Genomic DNA, 17,445 nt, shown 5'->3' with positions numbered 1-17,445 from the left:
ATCAGATACCGGCCAGCACGCGCAGGTGCGCGACGACGCTGCGCCCGAGGGCGGACAGGTTGTAGCCGCCCTCGAGGCAGCTCACGATGCGGCCCTGCGCATGCCGGCGCGCCACGTCGACGATCTGCGCGGTCAGCCATTCGAAGTCGGCCTCGACGAGCCCGAGATTGCCGATGTCGTCCTCGCGATGCGCATCGAAGCCAGCCGACACGAACAGCATCTGCGGCTTGAATGCGTCGAGGCGCGGCAGCCAGAACATGTCGACGGCTTCGCGAATCGCCATCCCGTTGCTGCGCGCGGGCATCGGCAGGTTGACCATGTTCGGCGCCTGGTGGTCGACGCCCGAGAACGGGTACAGCGGATGCTGGAAAAAGCTGCACATCAGCACGCGCTCGTCGTTCGCGAACGCGGCCTCGGTGCCGTTGCCGTGGTGCACGTCGAAATCGATGATCGCGACACGCTCGAGACCGTGCACGTCGAGCGCATGCCGCGCGGCGATCGCGACGTTGTTGAAGAAGCAGAAGCCCATCGCACGTGCGGGCTCCGCATGGTGACCGGGCGGACGCACGCCGCAGAACGCATTCGCATAGCGGCCCTCGATCACCGCGTCGGTCGCCGCGATCGCGGCGCCGGCCGCGCGCAGTGCCGCGCGCCACGTGTCGCGATTCATCAGCGTATCGGGATCGATCTCGACGTAGCCGTCGACCGGCGTCATGCTCCGGATGTAGTCGATGTGCGCCTGCGTATGCACGCGGCCCAGCGCGACCTCGCTCGCGAACGGCGCGGTTTCGTGCACGATCAGGTCATCGATGCGGCTCGCAATCAGCTGATCCTGGATCGCCGACAGGCGGGCCGGGCATTCCGGATGCCATTCCCCCATCTCGTGCAGCATGCAGTCGGGGTGCGTATAGAAAGCGGTTGCCATAAGCTGTCATCGGCGGCGCACGGTGCGCCGCAGGTCTCCATCAATGATGTCCGTCGTCTGCCGCGAATTCGCCGCTAACTTACCACAACGGTGGCCCGCCACGCCCCGGCGCGCGGGATCCGTCGGGTATACTGCGCCGAACACCATCGCCCTGTCCGCCCGCTTCGACATGAATTCCAGCAAGCCTGCCGTCCTCCTCTCCGCGCTGTTCCGTGTTCGCGTGCCGCTCGTCGTCGCCGCTGTCGTCGCGGCCCTCGGCACCGCGCCTGCCGGCGCGCAGACGCAGCCGGCGAAGCCCGCCGGCAAGCTCGTCGCTCAGGCCGAACCGCAGCAGCCGGCGCCGCAAGGCCAGACCTTCGAAGAGGAAATCGTTCCGCAGCGTTACGCGAACAACGCGAAGGTCGACGCCTTCATCGACGACATGGTGAGCCGCAACGGCTTTGACGCCGCCAGCCTGCATGCGCTGTTCTCGCGCATCAGCTACTCGGCGACGGCCGTCAAGCTCGTGAAGCCGGCCGCGTCGCCGACGGTCAAGAACTGGCGCGTCTATCGCTCGCGCTTCATCGAGCCGATCCGCATCAACGCGGGCGTGAAGTTCTGGAAGGCGAACCAGGCAACGCTGCAGCGCGCGTCCGAACAGTTCGGCGTGCCGCCCGAGGTGATCGTCGGCATCATCGGCGTCGAGACGATCTACGGCCGCTACATGGGCAACTTCCGCGTGCTCGACGCGCTGACGACGCTCACGTTCGACTATCCGGACACGCCGAATCGCGACAGCCGCCAGGCCACGTTCCGCAAGAACCTCGAGGACTTCCTGGTCTGGACCCGCGACAACCAGCTCGACCCGACCACCGTGCTCGGCTCGTATACGGGCGCGATCGGGATCCCGCAGTTCCTGCCGAGCAGCATCCGCGAATATGCGGTCGACTTCGACGGCACGGGCCACGTCGATCTGCGCAGCAGTCCTGTCGATGCGATCGGCAGCGTCGCGAACTACCTGAAGCAGCACGGCTGGGAAACCGACCGGCCGGTGGTCTGGCAGATCACGCCCGATACGGGCAGCCTGGGCATCGCACAGGCCGCCGCCGACGGCCAGCCCGAACCGCACTGGGCGCTGTCGCAACTGATGCGCGCGGGCATGACGCTGAACGAGCCGACGGTCAACATCACGACTGAAGCCGGCACGCCGGTGACCGTGGTCGACCTGCCGTCGCCGGGGCGCGCGACCGAATACATGCTCGGCCTGAAGAATTTCTATGTGCTGACGCGCTACAACCGCAGCTTCTTCTACGCGCTCACCGTGTACCAGCTCGGCGAAGCCGTGAAGGCGCAGATGGAGGCGAGCGGCGCGCTGAAGCCGGCCGCCACCGACGACGCGCAATCGCAGTAGGATCTGCCCGCCCAAAGAAAAAGCGCCGCACACAACAAGCGGCGCTTTTTTATTGCCGGCGCGCTGCGCACGCCAACCCATGTTCAGGCGGGGAACACGCCCGTGGACAAATAGCGGTCGCCGCGATCGCAGATGATGAACACGATCGTCGCGTTCTCGACCTGACGCGCGATGCGCATCGCGACTTCGCACGCGCCGCCCGACGAAATGCCCGCGAAGATGCCTTCGACCGCCGCCAGCCGGCGCGTCATCGTTTCCGACGCAGCCTGGCTCACGCTCTCGACACGGTCGACGCGGCTGCGATCGAAGATCGTCGGCATGTACGCTTCCGGCCATTTGCGGATGCCCGGAATGCGCGAGCCGTCTTCCGGCTGCGCACCGATGATCTCGATCGCCGAATTCTGTTCCTTCAGATAGCGCGACGTGCCCATGATCGTACCCGTCGTGCCCATGGCCGACACGAAGTGCGTGATGCGCCCTTCGGTATCGCGCCAGATCTCCGGGCCCGTCGCTTCGTAGTGCGCAACGGGATTGTCCGGGTTCGCGAACTGGTCGAGGATCACGCCCTTGCCTTCGCGCTGCATCTCGTCCGCCAGGTCGCGCGCCAGCTCCATCCCGCCCTTCACCGGCGTCAGGATGATTTCCGCGCCGTAGGCGGCCATGCTCTGGCGGCGCTCGACCGACAGGTCCTCCGGCATGATCAGCACCATCTTGTAGCCGCGGATCGCCGCTGCCATCGCGAGTGCGATGCCCGTGTTGCCGCTCGTCGCCTCGATCAGCGTATCGCCCGGCTTGATGCGCCCGCGCGCCTCGGCCTTGCTGATCATCGACAGCGCCGGGCGATCCTTCACGGAACCGGCCGGATTGTTGCCTTCGAGCTTCGCGAGCACCACGTTGTTGCGCGCGCGAATTTCGTCGTCCGGCAAGCGGACCAGTTGCACGAGCGGCGTATTGCCGATCGTGTCTTCGATAGTTTTGTAAGCCATGGATATACCGTCAGTACGAGGCCGATCAATCAATCGATCGATTGTAAACCAGCACCGCCCCTCGCGCCGGCAACCCCATTACGACGATGGAATACACATGCCGCGCGAAACGTGATCGCCGCCTGCATCGCACACGCCGCCCCCACGCAAAAAACCCGCGGCATGCCGCGGGAAGCCGTCATGACGACGGCGACTGAAGGAGCTCGTTGTCGGTCGCGCGCGACGCGTTATTTCTGTGCGGTGCGGGCAGGCGCAGCGGCAGGCTTGGCTGCCGCCGGCTTGCCCGCGGCAGGCAGCGCCGCAGCCGGGCCGGTTGGGCCCGCCGTGCCAATCGTCAGCCCTTCCTGCTGAAGCCGCTCGACGGTATGCCCGCCCATGCCTTTCACGCGCGCGGCGAGATCTTCCGCATTCCTGAACGGACCGCGCGTGCCGCGTTCATCGAGGATCGCCTTCGCCCGTGCCGGACCGATGCCCTTGATGCCGACGAGCGCGTCCTCGCTCGCGGTGTTGACATCGACGGCCGCCCAGGCCGACGCGACTGCGCCGAGCATGACCGCTGCGGCAAACCATTTCCTGATCATGTGCTGGATCTCCGAAGAAAAACGGCCGGCGGCTGCCGACCGTGAGACCCAGTCTAGCGGCGCAACGCTTGCGTTTAAACCTGGCCGGATAGCCAACGCACGTAGCGGTCGACGCCTTCCTGCACGGTCAGGAACGATGCGTCGTAGCCGGCTGCGCGCAGCTTCGTCTGGTCGGCCTGCGTGAAGCACTGGTACTTGCCGCGCAATGCATCGGGGAACGGCACGTATTCGATCAGCCCCTGCTCGACCTGCTGCGCGAGCGTCAGCGGCGGCTGGTTGTCGAGTGCGCGCAGCGTGTTCACGACCGTCGACGCGATATCGTTGAACGGCTGCGCCCGACCCGTGCCGAGGTTGAAGATGCCCGACTTCTCCGGATGATCGAAGAAGAACAGGTTCACCTTCGTCACGTCCTCGACCGACACGAAGTCGCGCGTCTGCTCGCCCGGCGCATAGCCGTTGTACTCGCCGAACAGCTTGACCTTGCCTTCCGCGCGGAACTGGTTGAAGTTGTGGAACGCGACCGACGCCATGCGCCCCTTGTGCGTCTCGCGCGGGCCGTACACGTTGAAATAGCGGAAGCCCGCGATCTGGCTCTTCGCGATCGGCAGCACGCGACGAATCACCTGGTCGAACAGGAACTTCGAATAGCCGTAGATGTTCAGCGGCGCCTCGACCTCGCGCTCCTCGACGAACCGCGTCGAGCCGCCGTAGGTCGCAGCCGACGATGCGTACAGGAACTGCGTGCCCTGCTCGAGGCAGGTATCGAGCACCGCGCGGCTGTAGCGGAAGTTGTTGTCCATCATGTAGCGGCCGTCGGTTTCCATCGTGTCCGAACAGGCGCCTTCGTGGAACACCGCACGCACCTTGCCGAAATCGCCGCGCGTGAAGCGTTCGACGAATTCCGTCTTGTCGAGATAGTCGTCGATCTCGCAATCGACGAGATTCCGGAACTTGTCCGCGCGCGTCAGGTTGTCGACCGCGATGATGCGCGACTCGCCGCGCTCGTTGAGCGCCTTGACGATGTTCGCGCCGATAAAACCGGCCGCGCCGGTGACGATGAGGGTCATGATCGTCCTGCCTGAAAAGTGCGAGCCACTCGTGCGACGCGCTCGTCGCGCCGCCGAATGCGCTCAGTGAAACAGTTCGTCGTAGTCCACCGTGGCCGTGCCGAGCTTGCCGACCACGATGCCTGCCGCGCGATTCGCGAGCACGACCGCGTCGACCAGCGGCACGCCGGCGCCGAGCATCGTCGCGACCGTCGCGATCACGGTATCGCCCGCGCCCGACACGTCGAACACCTCGCGCGCGAGCGCCGGGGCGTGCAGTTCGCCGGTAGCGGAAAAAAGCGTCATCCCCTCTTCCGAGCGCGTGAGCAGCAGCGCGTCGATGTCGAGCTCCGCACGCAGGTTCGCGACGCGCGCGCGCAGATCGTCTTCCGACTTCCACTGGCCGACCACTTCGCGCAATTCCGCGCGGTTCGGCGTGATCAGCGACGCGCCGCGATAGCGCGCCCAGTCGTCGCCCTTCGGGTCGACGAGCACCGACTTGCCGGCCACACGCGCCTTCTCGATCATCGTCGTGACGTGCGTCAGGCCGCCTTTCGCGTAATCCGACATCAACACGACGTCGTGCTGCGGCAGCAGTGCGTCGAAGCGCGCGAGCCCCGCGAGCAGCACTTCGTGCGTCGGCATCGCCTCGAAGTCGACGCGCAGCAGCTGCTGCTGGCGCGCGAGCACGCGCAGCTTGATCGTGGTCGGCAGCGCCGGGTCGCGCTCGAGATGCGGCGTCACGCCGCTGCTGGCGAGCAGCTCGACGATCCGCTCGCCGGGCTCGTCGCACCCGACGACGCACAGCAATCCGGCCTGGCCGCCGAGCGTCACGGCATTGCGCGCGACGTTGGCCGCGCCGCCGAGCCGCTCTTCCTGACGCTGCACGTGCACGACCGGCACCGGCGCTTCAGGCGAAATGCGATCGACGTTGCCGAACCAGTAGCGGTCGAGCATCACGTCGCCGACGACGAGCACGCGCGAGCGCGCGAGCTGCGCGCGCGGCACCGGAACGATTTCGCGAAGAGTATTCATCGTGCGGTCAGCCACGGGAGGACGACTGGGGATCGACATACGGCCGGCCGATCGCGTAGTAGTCGATGCCCAGTTCGGCCATCGCGTCCGGCTCGTACAGGTTGCGCCCGTCGAAGATCACCGGCGCCTTCAGTTCAGCCTTCAGGCGCGTGAAATCGGGGCTCCGGAATTCCTTCCACTCGGTCACGATCACGAGTGCGTCCGCGCCCGTCACGGCGACGTCCTGCGTCTCGACGAGATGCAGCCGCGCCAGCGCGTCGGCATCGTTGCCGAAATCCAGCTCGAACACGCGCCGTGCTTCGTCGACCGCGACCGGATCGTACGCGCGCACGGTCGCGCCGCGCGCGAGCAGTGCGGCGATCAGGCGTCGGCTCGGCGCCTCGCGCATGTCGTCGGTATTCGGCTTGAACGCCAGGCCCCAGACCGCGAACTCGCGGCCCGTGAGGTCGGCGCCGAAGCGCTGCTCGATCTTGCCGATCAGCACGTCCTTCTGCGCATGGTTGGCGGCCTCGACGGCTTCCAGGATGCGCAGCGGCTGGCCGTTCTCGCCCGCGGTGCGGATCAGCGCCTGGACGTCCTTCGGGAAGCACGAGCCGCCGTAGCCGACGCCGGCGTACAGGAAGTGATAGCCGATGCGCGGATCGGAGCCGATCCCGCGGCGTACGGCCTCGATGTCGGCGCCGACCTTGTCGGCGAGATTCGACATCTCGTTCATGAACGAGATGCGCGTCGCGAGCATCGCGTTCGCCGCGTACTTCGCGAATTCGGCCGAACGCACGTCCATGTAGATCGTGCGCTCATGGTTGCGGTTGAACGGCGCGTAGAGCTTCTTCATCTTCTCGCGCGCGATCGTGCCGGTCTCGTCGTCGTCGACGCCGATGATGATCCGGTCCGGACGCATGAAATCCTCGACCGCGGCGCCTTCCTTCAGGAATTCCGGGTTCGACACGACCGAGAAGCGATGCGCGACGCTGCCCGCGAGGCCGCGTGCGGCAAGCGCCTCGTCGACCACGCCGCACACGCGCCGCGCGGTGCCGACCGGCACCGTCGACTTGTCGACGATCACCTTGAAGCCCGTCATGTAGCGGCCGATGTTGCGTGCGGCCTCGAGCACGTACTGCAGGTCGGCCGAGCCGTCCTCGTCGGGCGGCGTACCGACCGCAATGAACTGGATCTCGCCGTGCGCGACGCTCGCCTCGATGTCGGTCGAGAAGCGCAGGCGCCCCGCCGCGCGGTTGCGCGCGATGATGTCCAGCAGCCCCGGTTCGTGAATCGGCATCCCGCCGTTGTTCAGGATGTCGATCTTGCGCGGATCGACGTCGAGGCAGAAGACGTCGTGGCCGATCTCCGCGAGGCAGGCGCCCGTGACGAGACCGACATAGCCGGTGCCGATGATGGTGATTTTCATAGATGTTCCGGTACTTCCCGGTAATAGACTAACTTGGCCGCCGGGACGAGCCCGGCGGCGACCGCAGCGCGTCGGCTCCGCGTGCCGGGATCAGCCCGGCATCGCAGGTTCGACGCGGCGCGGCGCATAGGTTTCCCAGCCGCTGCATCCGGGGCACTGCCAGTAAAAGAGCCGTGCCCGGAAACCGCAATTCTGGCACGTATACCGTGGCAGGTTTTTCGTGCGCTGCTTGATCAGCGCACGCATCATTTCAAGTTCCTTACGGCGCGGCTCGTCGGCCGCCGCGATCTGCGCATCGAGCAGATGCAGCATCCCCGACAGGTTCGGCGACTTCTCCATCTGCATGCGCGCGAGCATGTGCGCCGCCTCCTGGCCGCGCAACCCGGCGATGTGCTGATACGCGATGTCGAGCAGGTCGTTCGACGGATAGCGGTCGACATACCCCATCAGCAGCTCGGCGCCTTCGGCGTTCTTGCCGAGCGCGACATACGCCTTCATCAGCTTGTCGGCGACGAGCGGCAGGTACGCCGGATTCTGCGCTTCGACGCGCTTCCAGTGCTCGATCGCGGCTGCGTGGTCGCCCGCCGCCTCCGCCGCGTCGCCGGACAGCACCGTCGCACGCACGTTCTGCGGGTTCACGGTCAGTGCCAGGCGCAACTGTTCGGCTGCCGCAGCCGCGTTCTTGCGCTGCAGCGCCTCCTGCGCGAGTTCGCAGTGGAACTGCGCGATTTCGACACCGAGCGGCTTGTCGCTCATCGATTCGATGCGCTTCGCGGTATCGATCGACTTGTTCCAGTCCTTCTCGATCTCGTAGATCGTCAGCAGCGCCCGCTGCGCGCCAAGCGCGTAGTCGCCGTCGGCGAGCTTGTGGAACGCCTCCTCGGCGCGATCGAGCAGGCCGGCCTTCAGGAAATCCTGGCCGAGCTCGTACAACGCGTGGTCACGCTCGTTGACCGGCAGGTCCGTGCGGCTCAGCAGGTTCTGGTGCACGCGGATCGCGCGGTCGGTCTCGCCACGGCGGCGGAACAGGTTGCCGAGCGCGAAGTGCAGTTCGACCGTCTCGGGATCGAGCTTGGCGACCTCGATGAACGCGTCGATCGCCTTGTCGGGTTGTTCGTTCAACAGAAAATTCAGGCCGCGGAAATACGAGCGCGGCAGGTTGGCACTCTCCGACAGGAGATTCTTCAGGTCATAGCGTGACGCCGCCCAACCGAGCGCGAACGCGACCGGAATCGCGAGCAACCACCAGAAATCCAGATCCATGCGAAATATCGAAGCAGAGACGAAAACCGCGCGATGATCGCGCGGCGTCCGTGTTAAATGACGGGCGGCATCGGCGGCTGGTCGATGACGGCGGGCGTTTCGCGCACCGCACGCAGATCGCGCTTCAGGCGCCCGTTCTCGAGACGCAGGCGGAAGATCGAAGGCAGCGCGGACAGCAGGCCCGCCAGCAGCCCCACGGCGAAGAACGCGAGGCCGATCAGGATCAGCGGCGCTTGCCATGCGTAGCCGGCAACGAAATTCAGCGTCGCGGTTTGCGTATTGGCCAGCGCGAGCACCAGCAGCAGGACGAACACCAATACCCGGATCAGCCAGACGATAAACTTCATGAAGCCCTCTCTTTGTTGAGGTTTGCTGCGGCGCGCGACTCCCCTTCGTCGCACCGAATCGACCCGTATTGTAAAGGAAGCGTTTCCGCGGCTGCGCACATCCTGCGCCAGCCGTTGCGCCGCCGCCGCCGGAAATGAAAAAAGCGCCCCAAGGGGCGCTTTTCTTTTCAGCCTTCGCCGGACGGGTTCCGGGCAGTCCGAACGACGTTCAACGCTCGTCGTCCGGATCGTCAGCCTTCAGCGGTTCACCGGCGCGGCCGTCGACGCGTTCACGCAATTCCTTGCCAGGCTTGAAGTGCGGCACGAACTTCTCGGGCACCTGCACTTTCTCCCCTGACTTCGGGTTGCGTCCGACGCGCGCCGGGCGACGGTTGAGGCCGAAGCTGCCGAAACCCCGAATTTCGATGCGATGCCCTTTCGCCAGGGCATCAGACATCGCATCGAGCATCGTCTTCACCGCGAAATCCGCATCCTTGAGGACAAGTTGCGGAAATCGCGATGCCAGCTGCGCGACCAACTCGGATTTGGTCATACTTCAGCAGACCTCGTGAGGCTTACTGGTTCTGGCCGTCGAGCTTCGCCTTCAGCAGCGCGCCGAGGTTGGTCGTACCGGTCGCAGCGGCGCTCGTGTCCGACTGCAGGCCGCGGATCGCTTCCTGTTGTTCAGCCGAATCCTTCGCCTTGATCGACAGGTTGATGCCGCGCGACTTGCGATCGATGTTGATCACCATCGCGTTGACCTTGTCGCCTTCCTTCAGCACGTTGCGTGCATCTTCGACGCGATCCTGCGAGATTTCCGACGCACGCAGGTAGCCTTCGATGTCGCCCGTCAGCGTGACGACCGCACCCTTCGCATCGACCGTCTTCACGACGCCGTCGACGATCGAGCCCTTGTCGTTCATTGCAACGTAGTTGCTGAACGGGTCGCCTTCGAGCTGCTTGATGCCGAGCGAAATACGCTCCTTCTCGACGTCGATACCGAGCACGATGGCTTCGACTTCGTCGCCCTTCTTGTACTTGCGAACGGCTTCTTCGCCGGCTTCGCTCCACGACAGGTCCGACAGGTGGACCAGGCCGTCGATGCCGCCCGGCAGACCGATGAACACGCCGAAGTCGGTAATCGACTTGATTGCGCCCGTGATCTTGTCGCCCTTCTTGAAGTTGCGGCTGAAGTCATCCCACGGATTCGGCTTGCACTGCTTCATGCCGAGGCTGATACGACGGCGGTCTTCGTCGATCTCGAGGACCATGACTTCGACTTCGTCGCCCAGCTGGACAACCTTCGACGGCGCAACGTTCTTGTTGGTCCAGTCCATTTCCGACACGTGGACGAGGCCTTCGATGCCCGATTCCACTTCGACGAATGCGCCGTAGTCGGTGATGTTCGTGACCTTGCCGAACAGGCGCGTGCCCGACGGGTAACGGCGCGAGATGCCTTCCCACGGATCGTCGCCCAGTTGCTTGATGCCCAGCGAGACGCGGTTCTTCTCTTGGTCGAACTTGAGGATCTTCGCGGTGACTTCCTGGCCAACCGACAGGACTTCGCTCGGGTGACGCACACGACGCCATGCGATGTCGGTGATGTGCAGCAGGCCGTCGATGCCGCCGAGGTCGACGAACGCGCCGTAGTCGGTGATGTTCTTGACCACGCCGTTGACGATCGCGCCTTCCTTCAGCGTCTCGAGCAGCTTCGCGCGCTCTTCGCCTTGCGTTGCTTCGATCACTGCACGACGCGACAGCACGACGTTGTTACGCTTGCGATCGAGCTTGATCACGCGGAACTCGAGCGTCTTGCCTTCGTACGGAGTCGTGTCCTTGACCGGACGCGTGTCGACCAGCGAACCCGGCAGGAACGCGCGGATGCCGTTGACCATCACGGTCATGCCGCCCTTCACCTTGCCGGTGATGGTGCCGGTGACGAGTTCGTTGTTGTCGAGGGCCTTTTCCAGCGACAGCCACGATGCAAGGCGCTTCGCCTTGTCGCGCGACAGGATCGTGTCGCCGTAGCCGTTTTCGAGTGCGTCGATCGCGACGGACACGAAATCGCCCGACTGCACCTCAACCTCGCCCTGATCGTTCAGGAATTCCTCGATCGGAATGTAAGCCTCGGACTTCAGGCCTGCATTGACGACCACGAAGTTGTGGTCGACGCGCACGACTTCGGCGGAAATCACTTCGCCGGCGCGCATGTCTTGGCGGGTCAGCGACTCTTCGAACAGAGCCGCAAAGGATTCGGTATTCGGGGTGGAGGTTTGCAGGTCGGACATAAAAATCTGATTGTGCATGGATCGCTGTGCCACGCCGGCCGGAATGGCAGGCTGAAAGGGCCAGATCGACTACCACACGGGGTTAAGGGTTCGAAACACGCTCCGCGCTTGCAACACGGAGCACCTACCGCTACCCGCCTTTTCAGGCGGGCTGGCCGAGCGCCCGGTACCACTGCAACACTTGATCGACGGCTTCATCGACCGACAGTGCCGACGTATCGAGCAGCTTGGCATCTGCCGCAGGCTTCAGCGGCGCGGCTGCGCGATTGCTGTCGCGCGCGTCACGTTCACGAAGATCCCGGAGCAAGTCATCTATATTAGCAGAAAAACCTTTTTGCATCAATTGCTTATGCCGCCTGGTCGCGCGAGCCTCGGCGCTGGCAGTCAGGAACACCTTCAGCACGGCGTCCGGGAAGATCACCGTGCCCATGTCGCGCCCGTCTGCGACGAGGCCCGGCGTCTTGCGGAACGCGCGCTGGCGCGCGACGAGCGCGGTGCGCACGGGCCCGTGCACGGCAATGGCCGACGCGCGGTTGCCGACCGCTTCGGCGCGGATGTCGTTCGACACGTCGACGCCGTCCAGCTGCGCACAGCCTTCACGGAACGTGATGTGAAGATCGTCGATCAGCTTCACCAGCGCGTCGATGTCCTCCGCCGCGATGCCGTAGCGCACGCTCGCGAGTGCGGCCAGCCGGTACAGCGCGCCGCTGTCGAGCAGGTGGAAGCCAAGGTTCGCGGCGACGAGCGCCGCGACAGTGCCCTTGCCGGAGGCGGTCGGGCCGTCGATCGTGATGACGGGAGTCGGGTGAAAGGGTCGGGTCGATTTCATCGGAACAGTCGGGTCAGGCTTTGGCGAGCGCGGCGAAGCGGTCGAAATAGTCGGGGAACGTCTTGCCGACGCACTTCGGATCGTTGATCCGCACGGGCACGCCGCCCAGGCTGACGAGCGAGAAGCACATCGCCATCCGGTGATCGTCGTACGTATCGATCGCCGCGTTCGGTATGAGCTTTTCCGGCGGCGTGACGACCAGATAGTCGGGGCCTTCCTCGACGATCGCGCCGACCTTGCGCAGCTCGGTCGCCATCGCGGCGATGCGGTCGGTCTCCTTCACGCGCCAGCTCGCGATGTTGCGCAGCGTGCTCGTGCCGTTCGCGAACAGCGCCGCGACCGCGATGGTCATCGCCGCATCGGGAATCAGGTTGAAATCCATGTCGATCGGCTCGAGCTTGCCGTGGTCGTGGCCGATGCCGCGCACGTCGATCCAGTCGTCGCCCATCGTCACGTTCGCGCCCATCTGCATCAGCGCGTTCGCGAAGCCGACGTCGCCCTGGATGCTCGCGCGCCCCACGCCCTCGACCCGCAGCGGGCCGCCGCCGAGCGCACCGGCCGCGAGGAAGTACGATGCGGACGACGCGTCGCCCTCGACCATGATCCGCCCCGGCGAGCGATAGCGAACGCCTGCCGGCACGACGAAGCGCTGCCAGCCGTCGCGCTCGACGGTCACGCCGAAGCGCTCCATCAGCCGAATCGTGATGTCGATGTATGGCTTCGAGATCAGCTCGCCGTCGACCTCGACGACGGTCCGGCCGTCCTTCGCCTTCAAGAGCGGCAGCGTCATCAGGAGCGCCGTGAGGAACTGGCTCGACACGTCGCCGCGCACGCGGATCGGTGCATCGACCGAGATCGTCGCGGGCTTGATGCGCAGCGGCGGAAAGCCTTCGTTCAGCTCGTAGTCGATCTGCGCGCCGATCTGGCGCAGGCCGTCGACGAGATCGCCGATCGGCCGCTCGTGCATGCGCGGCACGCCGTGCACGCGATAGTCGCCGCCGTTCACCGCGAGCGCGGCGGTCAGCGGCCGCACGGCCGTGCCCGCATTGCCGAGGAACAGGTCGGCCGTCTTCGCGGTGAACGCGCCGCGCGTGCCCGTGACGACACAGGTGTCGCCGTCGCGCGCGAGCTTCACGCCGAGCTTGCCGAGTGCATCGAGCATCACGCGCGTGTCGTCGGAGTCGAGCAGGTTGGTGATCGTCGTTTCGCCTTCGGCCAGCGCGGCGAGCAGCAGCACGCGGTTCGAAATGCTTTTGGAACCGGGCAGGCGCACGGTGCCCGATGCGCTGGAGTACGGGCCGAGATCGAGATAGTCCATGGGAATCGTCCTGTTATTTCTTGACCGGTTCGGCAGCGGGCGCACCGCCGCGCTCCTGCCATGCCTTGCGTGCGGCGCGCGAGCGCGTGAACACGGCTTCGAGCGCCGCGCCGTCGCCGGCGTCGATCGCCTCACGCAGCCGCGCGAGCACGCGCGTGTAGCCGTCGAGTTCGTCGAGCAGCGCCGCGCGGTTCGCGACGCATACGTCGCGCCACATTTCCGGGCTCGACGCCGCGATACGCGTGAAATCGCGGAAGCCGCCCGCCGCGTACGAGAATTTCAGTTCCGCGTCGGCCTCGCCGAGAATCTGCTCGACGAGCGCGAACGACAGCACGTGCGGCAGATGGCTGATCGACGCGAATACACGATCGTGCTGTTCGGTGCTCATCGTGCGCACGTCGGCGCCGGTCGCACGCCACATCGCGTCGATCCGCGCGACCGAGTCGGGCGCGTTCTCGGGCAGCGGGCACAGCACGACGTTGCGACCGACGTACAGGTCCGGCAACGCGGCCTCGACGCCGCTCGACTCGCGCCCGGCGATCGGATGCCCCGGCACGAACTGCGCGATCCGCGCGCCGAGCGCTGCGCGCGCGGCCGCGACGACGTCGGACTTGGTGCTGCCCGCGTCGGTGACGATCGTCGCATCGTCGAGCCACGGCGCGATGCGCGCGAGCAACGGGCCCGTCTGCGCGACGGGCGCGGCCAGCAGCACGAGATCGGCACCGGCGAGCGCGTCGCGCAACTGCGCGTCGTCGTCGAGTGCCGCCGTGCGATCGATCACGCCGAGCAACAGCGCGCGCTCGACCGAGCTGTGCGAGCGGCCCACGCCGACGATCTCGCCCGCGCCGCCCGGCGCGCGCTCGCGCAGCGCGCGAGCCAGCGAGCCGCCGATCAGGCCGACACCGAAGATGACCAGTTTGTTGAATGCAAAGCCTGACACGACAAGAGCCAAGTTACGCGCGCGAAGCGTCGCCTCGCACGCGGAAATCCAGATTCCGGGCAACGGGCCCGCACCCGGCGCAACCTGCACCGGATACCGCCCGAACCCGCCTTCGGCAGCGCCGACCGGCCTGCCCTGCCCGCCGCGCGTCAGCGTGCGCGCGGATACGAACCGAGTATCTTCAGGAACGCGGCCTTCTGGCCGAGTTCCGCGAGCGCGGCCGCCACCGCCGCATCGTCGCGGTGCCCTTCGATGTCGATGTAGAAGTAGTACTCCCACGTGCCGACACGCGCCGGACGCGACTCGAAACGCGTCATCGACACGCCGTGCCGCGCAAGCGGTTCGAGCAGCTTGAACACGGCGCCCGGCTCGTTCTTCACCGACACGATCAGCGACGTCTGGTCGTGACCGCTTTGGCCGGCCGGCTGCTTGCCGACGATCACGAAGCGCGTGCGGTTGTGCGGATCGTCCTGGATCAGCGAGAACGCGATCTGCAGGCCGTAGTGCGCCGCCGCGCGATCGCCCGCGATCGCCGCGACGGTCGGATCGGCCGCCGCGAGACGCGCGGCCTCGGCATTGCTCGCCACCGCCTGCCGCTCGAGCTGCGGTGCATTCGCCGCAAGCCACTGCTGGCATTGCGCGAGCGCCTGCGCATGTGCGCAGACGCGCTTCACGCCGTCGAGCGTGCCGCTTTGCGTCAGCAGGTTGTGATGGATCGGCAGCGCGAGCTCGCCGCTGATCAGCAGCTGGGTCTGCAGCAGCAGGTCGAGCGTGCGCGACACCGCGCCTTCGGTCGAATTCTCGACCGGCGCGATGCCGAATGCCGACGCGCCGGCCTCGACCGAGCGGAACACCTCGTCGATCGACGGGCACGGCAGCCCTTCGATCGATTGCCCGAAGTACTCGAGCATCGCCTGTTCGCTGTACGTGCCGACCGGCCCGAGGAACGCGACGTGGATCGTCTGTTCGAGCGCGCGGCTCGCGGCCATGATCTCGCGCCAGATGGCGCTGATGTGCTCGCTCTCGAGCGGCCCCGCGCTCATGTCCTGCAGCCGCGCGATCACCTGCAGCTCACGCTCCGGCCGGAACACCGGCGCGTTGAAATGCTTCTTGACCTCGCCCACTTCCAGCGCCACCGCGGCGCGCTGGTTCAGGAGCGCGATCAGCTGCGCGTCGATCGCGTCGATGCGATCGCGCAGCGGTTTCAGGCGGGAATTCAGTTCGTCGTCCATGCGTTTTGCCGTGCTGTTTGAACAGCGCCGCCGTCAGGCGCCGCGCTGCTCGAAGTCCTTCATGTACTCGACGAGCGCTTTCACGCCCTCGAGCGGCACCGCGTTGTAGATCGACGCCCGCATGCCGCCGACGGACTTGTGGCCCTTCAGCTGCAGCAGCCCGCGCGCCTTTGCGCCGGCGAGGAAGTCTTCATTGCGCGTTTCGTCGGCCAGGAAAAACGGCACGTTCATCCGCGAACGCGCTGCCGGCTCGACCTTGTTCAGATAGAAACTGCTCGCATCGATCGTGTCGTAGAGCAGCTTCGCTTTTTCGGTATTGCGGGCCTCGATCGCCTCGAGGCCACCCTGCCGCTTCAGCCACTGGAACACGAGGCCCGCGATGTAGATCGCGTAGGTGGGCGGCGTGTTGTACAGCGAGTTGTTCGCGGCGACGGTCTTCCATTCGAACGCGGACGGGCAGATCGACAGCGCGCGATCGAGCAGATCCTCGCGCACGATCACGACCGTCACGCCGGCCATCCCGATGTTCTTCTGCGCGCCGCCGAACAGCACGCCGTACTTCGCGACGTCCATCGGGCGCGACAGGATGTGCGACGAGACATCCGCGACCAGCGGGATGTCGCCGAGATCGGGAATCTCGAACGTCTCGACGCCGTCGATCGTCTCGTTGGTGCACAGATGCACGTAGGCCGGATCGTCCGACAGCTGCCATTCGGCGCGCGCGGGCGCACGCGTGAAACCGTCTTCCGTCTTGCCGGTCGCGGCGAGGTGCGGCGTGCAGAACTTCTTCGCCTCGTTGAACGATTTCTGCGACCACGAGCCCGTCACGACGAAGTCGGCCGTCTTGCGCGAGCCGAGCAGGTTCATCGGCACGATCGCGTTTTCCGCTATGCCGCCGCCCTGCAGGAACAGGATCCGGTGGCTGGCCGGCACGCCGAGCAGGTCGCGCAGGTCGGTCAGCGCGGCCTCGTGGATCGACATGAACTCCTTGCCGCGGTGGCTCATCTCCATCACGCTCATGCCGCTGCCGTGCCAGTCGAGCATTTCGTCGGCGGCTTGCCGTAGCACTTCCTCGGGCATCGCCGCAGGACCGGCGGAGAAATTAAAGACGCGCATCGTGAAAACCTCGGAGGGACGCGACCGGCTCGCCGCCGGCAGAACGCGCCAGAAAAGAAATGGCCGCTTGCGCTCGCGCGCAAACGGCCATTATCGCACTGTCGTCAGGCTCCCGCCAAACCCGGCCGAACGGCCGGTGGCGCACCCGGACAGCTTTACTTGCCCGGCTTGACTGCTGCGACTTCCTTGTCAGCCTGCGTGCGCGTTGCCTGGATCGCTTGCGGCATGTACTTCTGCATCAGGCCGTTGACCACGTCGCGACCGACCTGATCCTGGACCTGGATGAACTTGCGGCCCGTCGGGCTCTTGTAGAACGTCGTCAGATCCTTGATCTCCGACGTGCTGTAGTACTTCGCGTAAGCGTCGTACTGAGCCGACATCGCGTCGTTCTGGAACTGTTGCGTACCGAACACCTTGCCTGCACCGTCAACCAGCTTCGGCACCGCGTTCTTCTGCAGCGTCGGAACGGCAGCCTGCTTCTGCTTGTCGTTCAGCGTCTTGTTTTCCGACAGCGCGTCCGACAGGATCGCCGGCACGAGTTGCTTGGCCTGCATTTCGGCGCTGTTGCCGATTGCCGACACGAGCTTCGGCGCGTCGATCGCGTCGAGCAGATCCTTGATCGCTGCCTTCTTGTCGGCGTCGATCGGCGCAGCTGCCGCCGGAGCAGCCGGTGCGGAATTCGACAGCGCCTGCGCCATCGCGAACGTCGGCACCAGTGCAGCCAGCAGAACCAGTTGCTTGAATTGCTTTTGCATCATCACT

At 65.8% G+C, this 17,445-nt stretch carries 17 protein-coding genes; 1 reads left to right on the top strand and 16 read right to left on the bottom strand.

Annotation, left to right across the window (positions count from 1 at the left end):
• Position 1: 1 nt before the first annotated feature.
• Positions 2-925 (bottom strand): histone deacetylase family protein, encoded by a 924-nt coding sequence (locus AC5LXX_RS05140; RefSeq protein WP_011351344.1) that lies wholly within the window; start codon positions 923-925, stop codon positions 2-4.
• A 43-nt stretch (positions 926-968) separates the two neighbouring features.
• Here AC5LXX_RS05140 and mltB point away from each other — a divergent pair, with 43 nt between their 5' ends.
• Positions 969-2,315, top strand: coding sequence for a lytic murein transglycosylase B (mltB, locus tag AC5LXX_RS05135; protein ID WP_493410701.1), 1,347 nt, complete (start codon positions 969-971; stop codon positions 2,313-2,315).
• An 83-nt stretch (positions 2,316-2,398) separates the two neighbouring features.
• Here the strand turns inward: mltB and cysM are convergent, their stop codons facing one another.
• The 15 genes from cysM to AC5LXX_RS05060 all read right to left on the bottom strand — a co-directional run bounded on the left by cysM (position 2,399) and on the right by AC5LXX_RS05060 (position 17,438).
• Positions 2,399-3,301: a cysteine synthase CysM gene (gene cysM, locus AC5LXX_RS05130; RefSeq protein WP_493410700.1), complete on the bottom strand. Its 903-nt coding sequence runs from the start codon at positions 3,299-3,301 to the stop codon at positions 2,399-2,401.
• A gap of 227 nt (positions 3,302-3,528) precedes the next feature.
• Complete coding sequence (locus AC5LXX_RS05125; protein ID WP_493410699.1) at positions 3,529-3,882, bottom strand: ComEA family DNA-binding protein; 354 nt, start codon at positions 3,880-3,882, stop codon at positions 3,529-3,531.
• Positions 3,883-3,956: 74 nt separating this feature from the next.
• Entirely contained in the window at positions 3,957-4,949 is a 993-nt protein-coding gene (gene rfaD, locus AC5LXX_RS05120) for an ADP-glyceromanno-heptose 6-epimerase (RefSeq protein WP_493410698.1), read from the bottom strand.
• Between the two features lie 63 nt (positions 4,950-5,012).
• Positions 5,013-5,963: a D-glycero-beta-D-manno-heptose-7-phosphate kinase gene (rfaE1, locus tag AC5LXX_RS05115; RefSeq protein WP_493410697.1), complete on the bottom strand. Its 951-nt coding sequence runs from the start codon at positions 5,961-5,963 to the stop codon at positions 5,013-5,015.
• A 7-nt stretch (positions 5,964-5,970) separates the two neighbouring features.
• Positions 5,971-7,371: a UDP-glucose dehydrogenase family protein gene (locus AC5LXX_RS05110; RefSeq protein ID WP_493402589.1), complete on the bottom strand. Its 1,401-nt coding sequence runs from the start codon at positions 7,369-7,371 to the stop codon at positions 5,971-5,973.
• Between the two features lie 90 nt (positions 7,372-7,461).
• A complete protein-coding gene (gene lapB / locus AC5LXX_RS05105; RefSeq protein ID WP_493410696.1) occupies positions 7,462-8,634 on the bottom strand; it encodes a lipopolysaccharide assembly protein LapB in 1,173 nt (390 codons plus the stop codon).
• Positions 8,635-8,687: 53 nt separating this feature from the next.
• A complete protein-coding gene (locus AC5LXX_RS05100) occupies positions 8,688-8,981 on the bottom strand; it encodes a lipopolysaccharide assembly protein LapA domain-containing protein (RefSeq protein ID WP_124448895.1) in 294 nt (97 codons plus the stop codon).
• Positions 8,982-9,189: 208 nt separating this feature from the next.
• Complete coding sequence (locus AC5LXX_RS05095; RefSeq protein ID WP_006486894.1) at positions 9,190-9,513, bottom strand: integration host factor subunit beta; 324 nt, start codon at positions 9,511-9,513, stop codon at positions 9,190-9,192.
• A gap of 22 nt (positions 9,514-9,535) precedes the next feature.
• On the bottom strand, positions 9,536-11,248 hold the full coding sequence (rpsA, locus tag AC5LXX_RS05090) for a 30S ribosomal protein S1 (protein WP_027788061.1): 1,713 nt from the start codon (positions 11,246-11,248) through the stop codon (positions 9,536-9,538).
• Between the two features lie 142 nt (positions 11,249-11,390).
• Complete coding sequence (gene cmk, locus AC5LXX_RS05085; RefSeq protein ID WP_176049262.1) at positions 11,391-12,077, bottom strand: (d)CMP kinase; 687 nt, start codon at positions 12,075-12,077, stop codon at positions 11,391-11,393.
• Positions 12,078-12,090: 13 nt separating this feature from the next.
• Positions 12,091-13,395 carry a 3-phosphoshikimate 1-carboxyvinyltransferase gene (aroA, locus tag AC5LXX_RS05080; protein WP_493410695.1) on the bottom strand — a complete coding sequence of 435 codons (1,305 nt, stop codon included), beginning with the start codon at positions 13,393-13,395 and terminating at the stop codon, positions 12,091-12,093.
• Positions 13,396-13,408: 13 nt separating this feature from the next.
• Positions 13,409-14,335: a prephenate dehydrogenase gene (locus tag AC5LXX_RS05075; protein ID WP_493410694.1), complete on the bottom strand. Its 927-nt coding sequence runs from the start codon at positions 14,333-14,335 to the stop codon at positions 13,409-13,411.
• 149 nt (positions 14,336-14,484) lie between these two features.
• Positions 14,485-15,567, bottom strand: coding sequence for a prephenate dehydratase (gene pheA / locus AC5LXX_RS05070; protein WP_493410693.1), 1,083 nt, complete (start codon positions 15,565-15,567; stop codon positions 14,485-14,487).
• A gap of 33 nt (positions 15,568-15,600) precedes the next feature.
• Complete coding sequence (serC, locus tag AC5LXX_RS05065; RefSeq protein WP_493410692.1) at positions 15,601-16,683, bottom strand: 3-phosphoserine/phosphohydroxythreonine transaminase; 1,083 nt, start codon at positions 16,681-16,683, stop codon at positions 15,601-15,603.
• 155 nt (positions 16,684-16,838) lie between these two features.
• Positions 16,839-17,438, bottom strand: coding sequence for a DUF2059 domain-containing protein (locus AC5LXX_RS05060; protein ID WP_011351329.1), 600 nt, complete (start codon positions 17,436-17,438; stop codon positions 16,839-16,841).
• Between the last annotated feature and the right edge of the window lie 7 nt (positions 17,439-17,445).

Source organism: Burkholderia torrens, from assembly GCF_984668525.1.
This window is presented reverse-complemented; position numbering and strand designations above follow the sequence as displayed.

What these genes read in the sequence shown, in the direction of transcription:
- AC5LXX_RS05140 (WP_011351344.1), bottom strand. Translation starts at nt 925, where the DNA reads ATGGCAACCGCTTTCTATACGCACCCCGACTGCATGCTGCACGAGATG.
- AC5LXX_RS05110 (WP_493402589.1), bottom strand. Translation starts at nt 7,371, where the DNA reads ATGAAAATCACCATCATCGGCACCGGCTATGTCGGTCTCGTCACGGGC.
- rpsA (WP_027788061.1), bottom strand. Translation starts at nt 11,248, where the DNA reads ATGTCCGACCTGCAAACCTCCACCCCGAATACCGAATCCTTTGCGGCT.
- AC5LXX_RS05095 (WP_006486894.1), bottom strand. Translation starts at nt 9,513, where the DNA reads ATGACCAAATCCGAGTTGGTCGCGCAGCTGGCATCGCGATTTCCGCAA.
- lapB (WP_493410696.1), bottom strand. Translation starts at nt 8,634, where the DNA reads ATGGATCTGGATTTCTGGTGGTTGCTCGCGATTCCGGTCGCGTTCGCG.
- AC5LXX_RS05125 (WP_493410699.1), bottom strand. Translation starts at nt 3,882, where the DNA reads ATGATCAGGAAATGGTTTGCCGCAGCGGTCATGCTCGGCGCAGTCGCG.
- cmk (WP_176049262.1), bottom strand. Translation starts at nt 12,077, where the DNA reads ATGAAATCGACCCGACCCTTTCACCCGACTCCCGTCATCACGATCGAC.
- rfaD (WP_493410698.1), bottom strand. Translation starts at nt 4,949, where the DNA reads ATGACCCTCATCGTCACCGGCGCGGCCGGTTTTATCGGCGCGAACATC.
- serC (WP_493410692.1), bottom strand. Translation starts at nt 16,683, where the DNA reads ATGCGCGTCTTTAATTTCTCCGCCGGTCCTGCGGCGATGCCCGAGGAA.
- mltB (WP_493410701.1), top strand. Translation starts at nt 969, where the DNA reads ATGATGTCCGTCGTCTGCCGCGAATTCGCCGCTAACTTACCACAACGG.
- rfaE1 (WP_493410697.1), bottom strand. Translation starts at nt 5,963, where the DNA reads ATGAATACTCTTCGCGAAATCGTTCCGGTGCCGCGCGCGCAGCTCGCG.
- AC5LXX_RS05060 (WP_011351329.1), bottom strand. Translation starts at nt 17,438, where the DNA reads ATGCAAAAGCAATTCAAGCAACTGGTTCTGCTGGCTGCACTGGTGCCG.
- AC5LXX_RS05100 (WP_124448895.1), bottom strand. Translation starts at nt 8,981, where the DNA reads ATGAAGTTTATCGTCTGGCTGATCCGGGTATTGGTGTTCGTCCTGCTG.
- cysM (WP_493410700.1), bottom strand. Translation starts at nt 3,301, where the DNA reads ATGGCTTACAAAACTATCGAAGACACGATCGGCAATACGCCGCTCGTG.
- pheA (WP_493410693.1), bottom strand. Translation starts at nt 15,567, where the DNA reads ATGGACGACGAACTGAATTCCCGCCTGAAACCGCTGCGCGATCGCATC.
- aroA (WP_493410695.1), bottom strand. Translation starts at nt 13,395, where the DNA reads ATGGACTATCTCGATCTCGGCCCGTACTCCAGCGCATCGGGCACCGTG.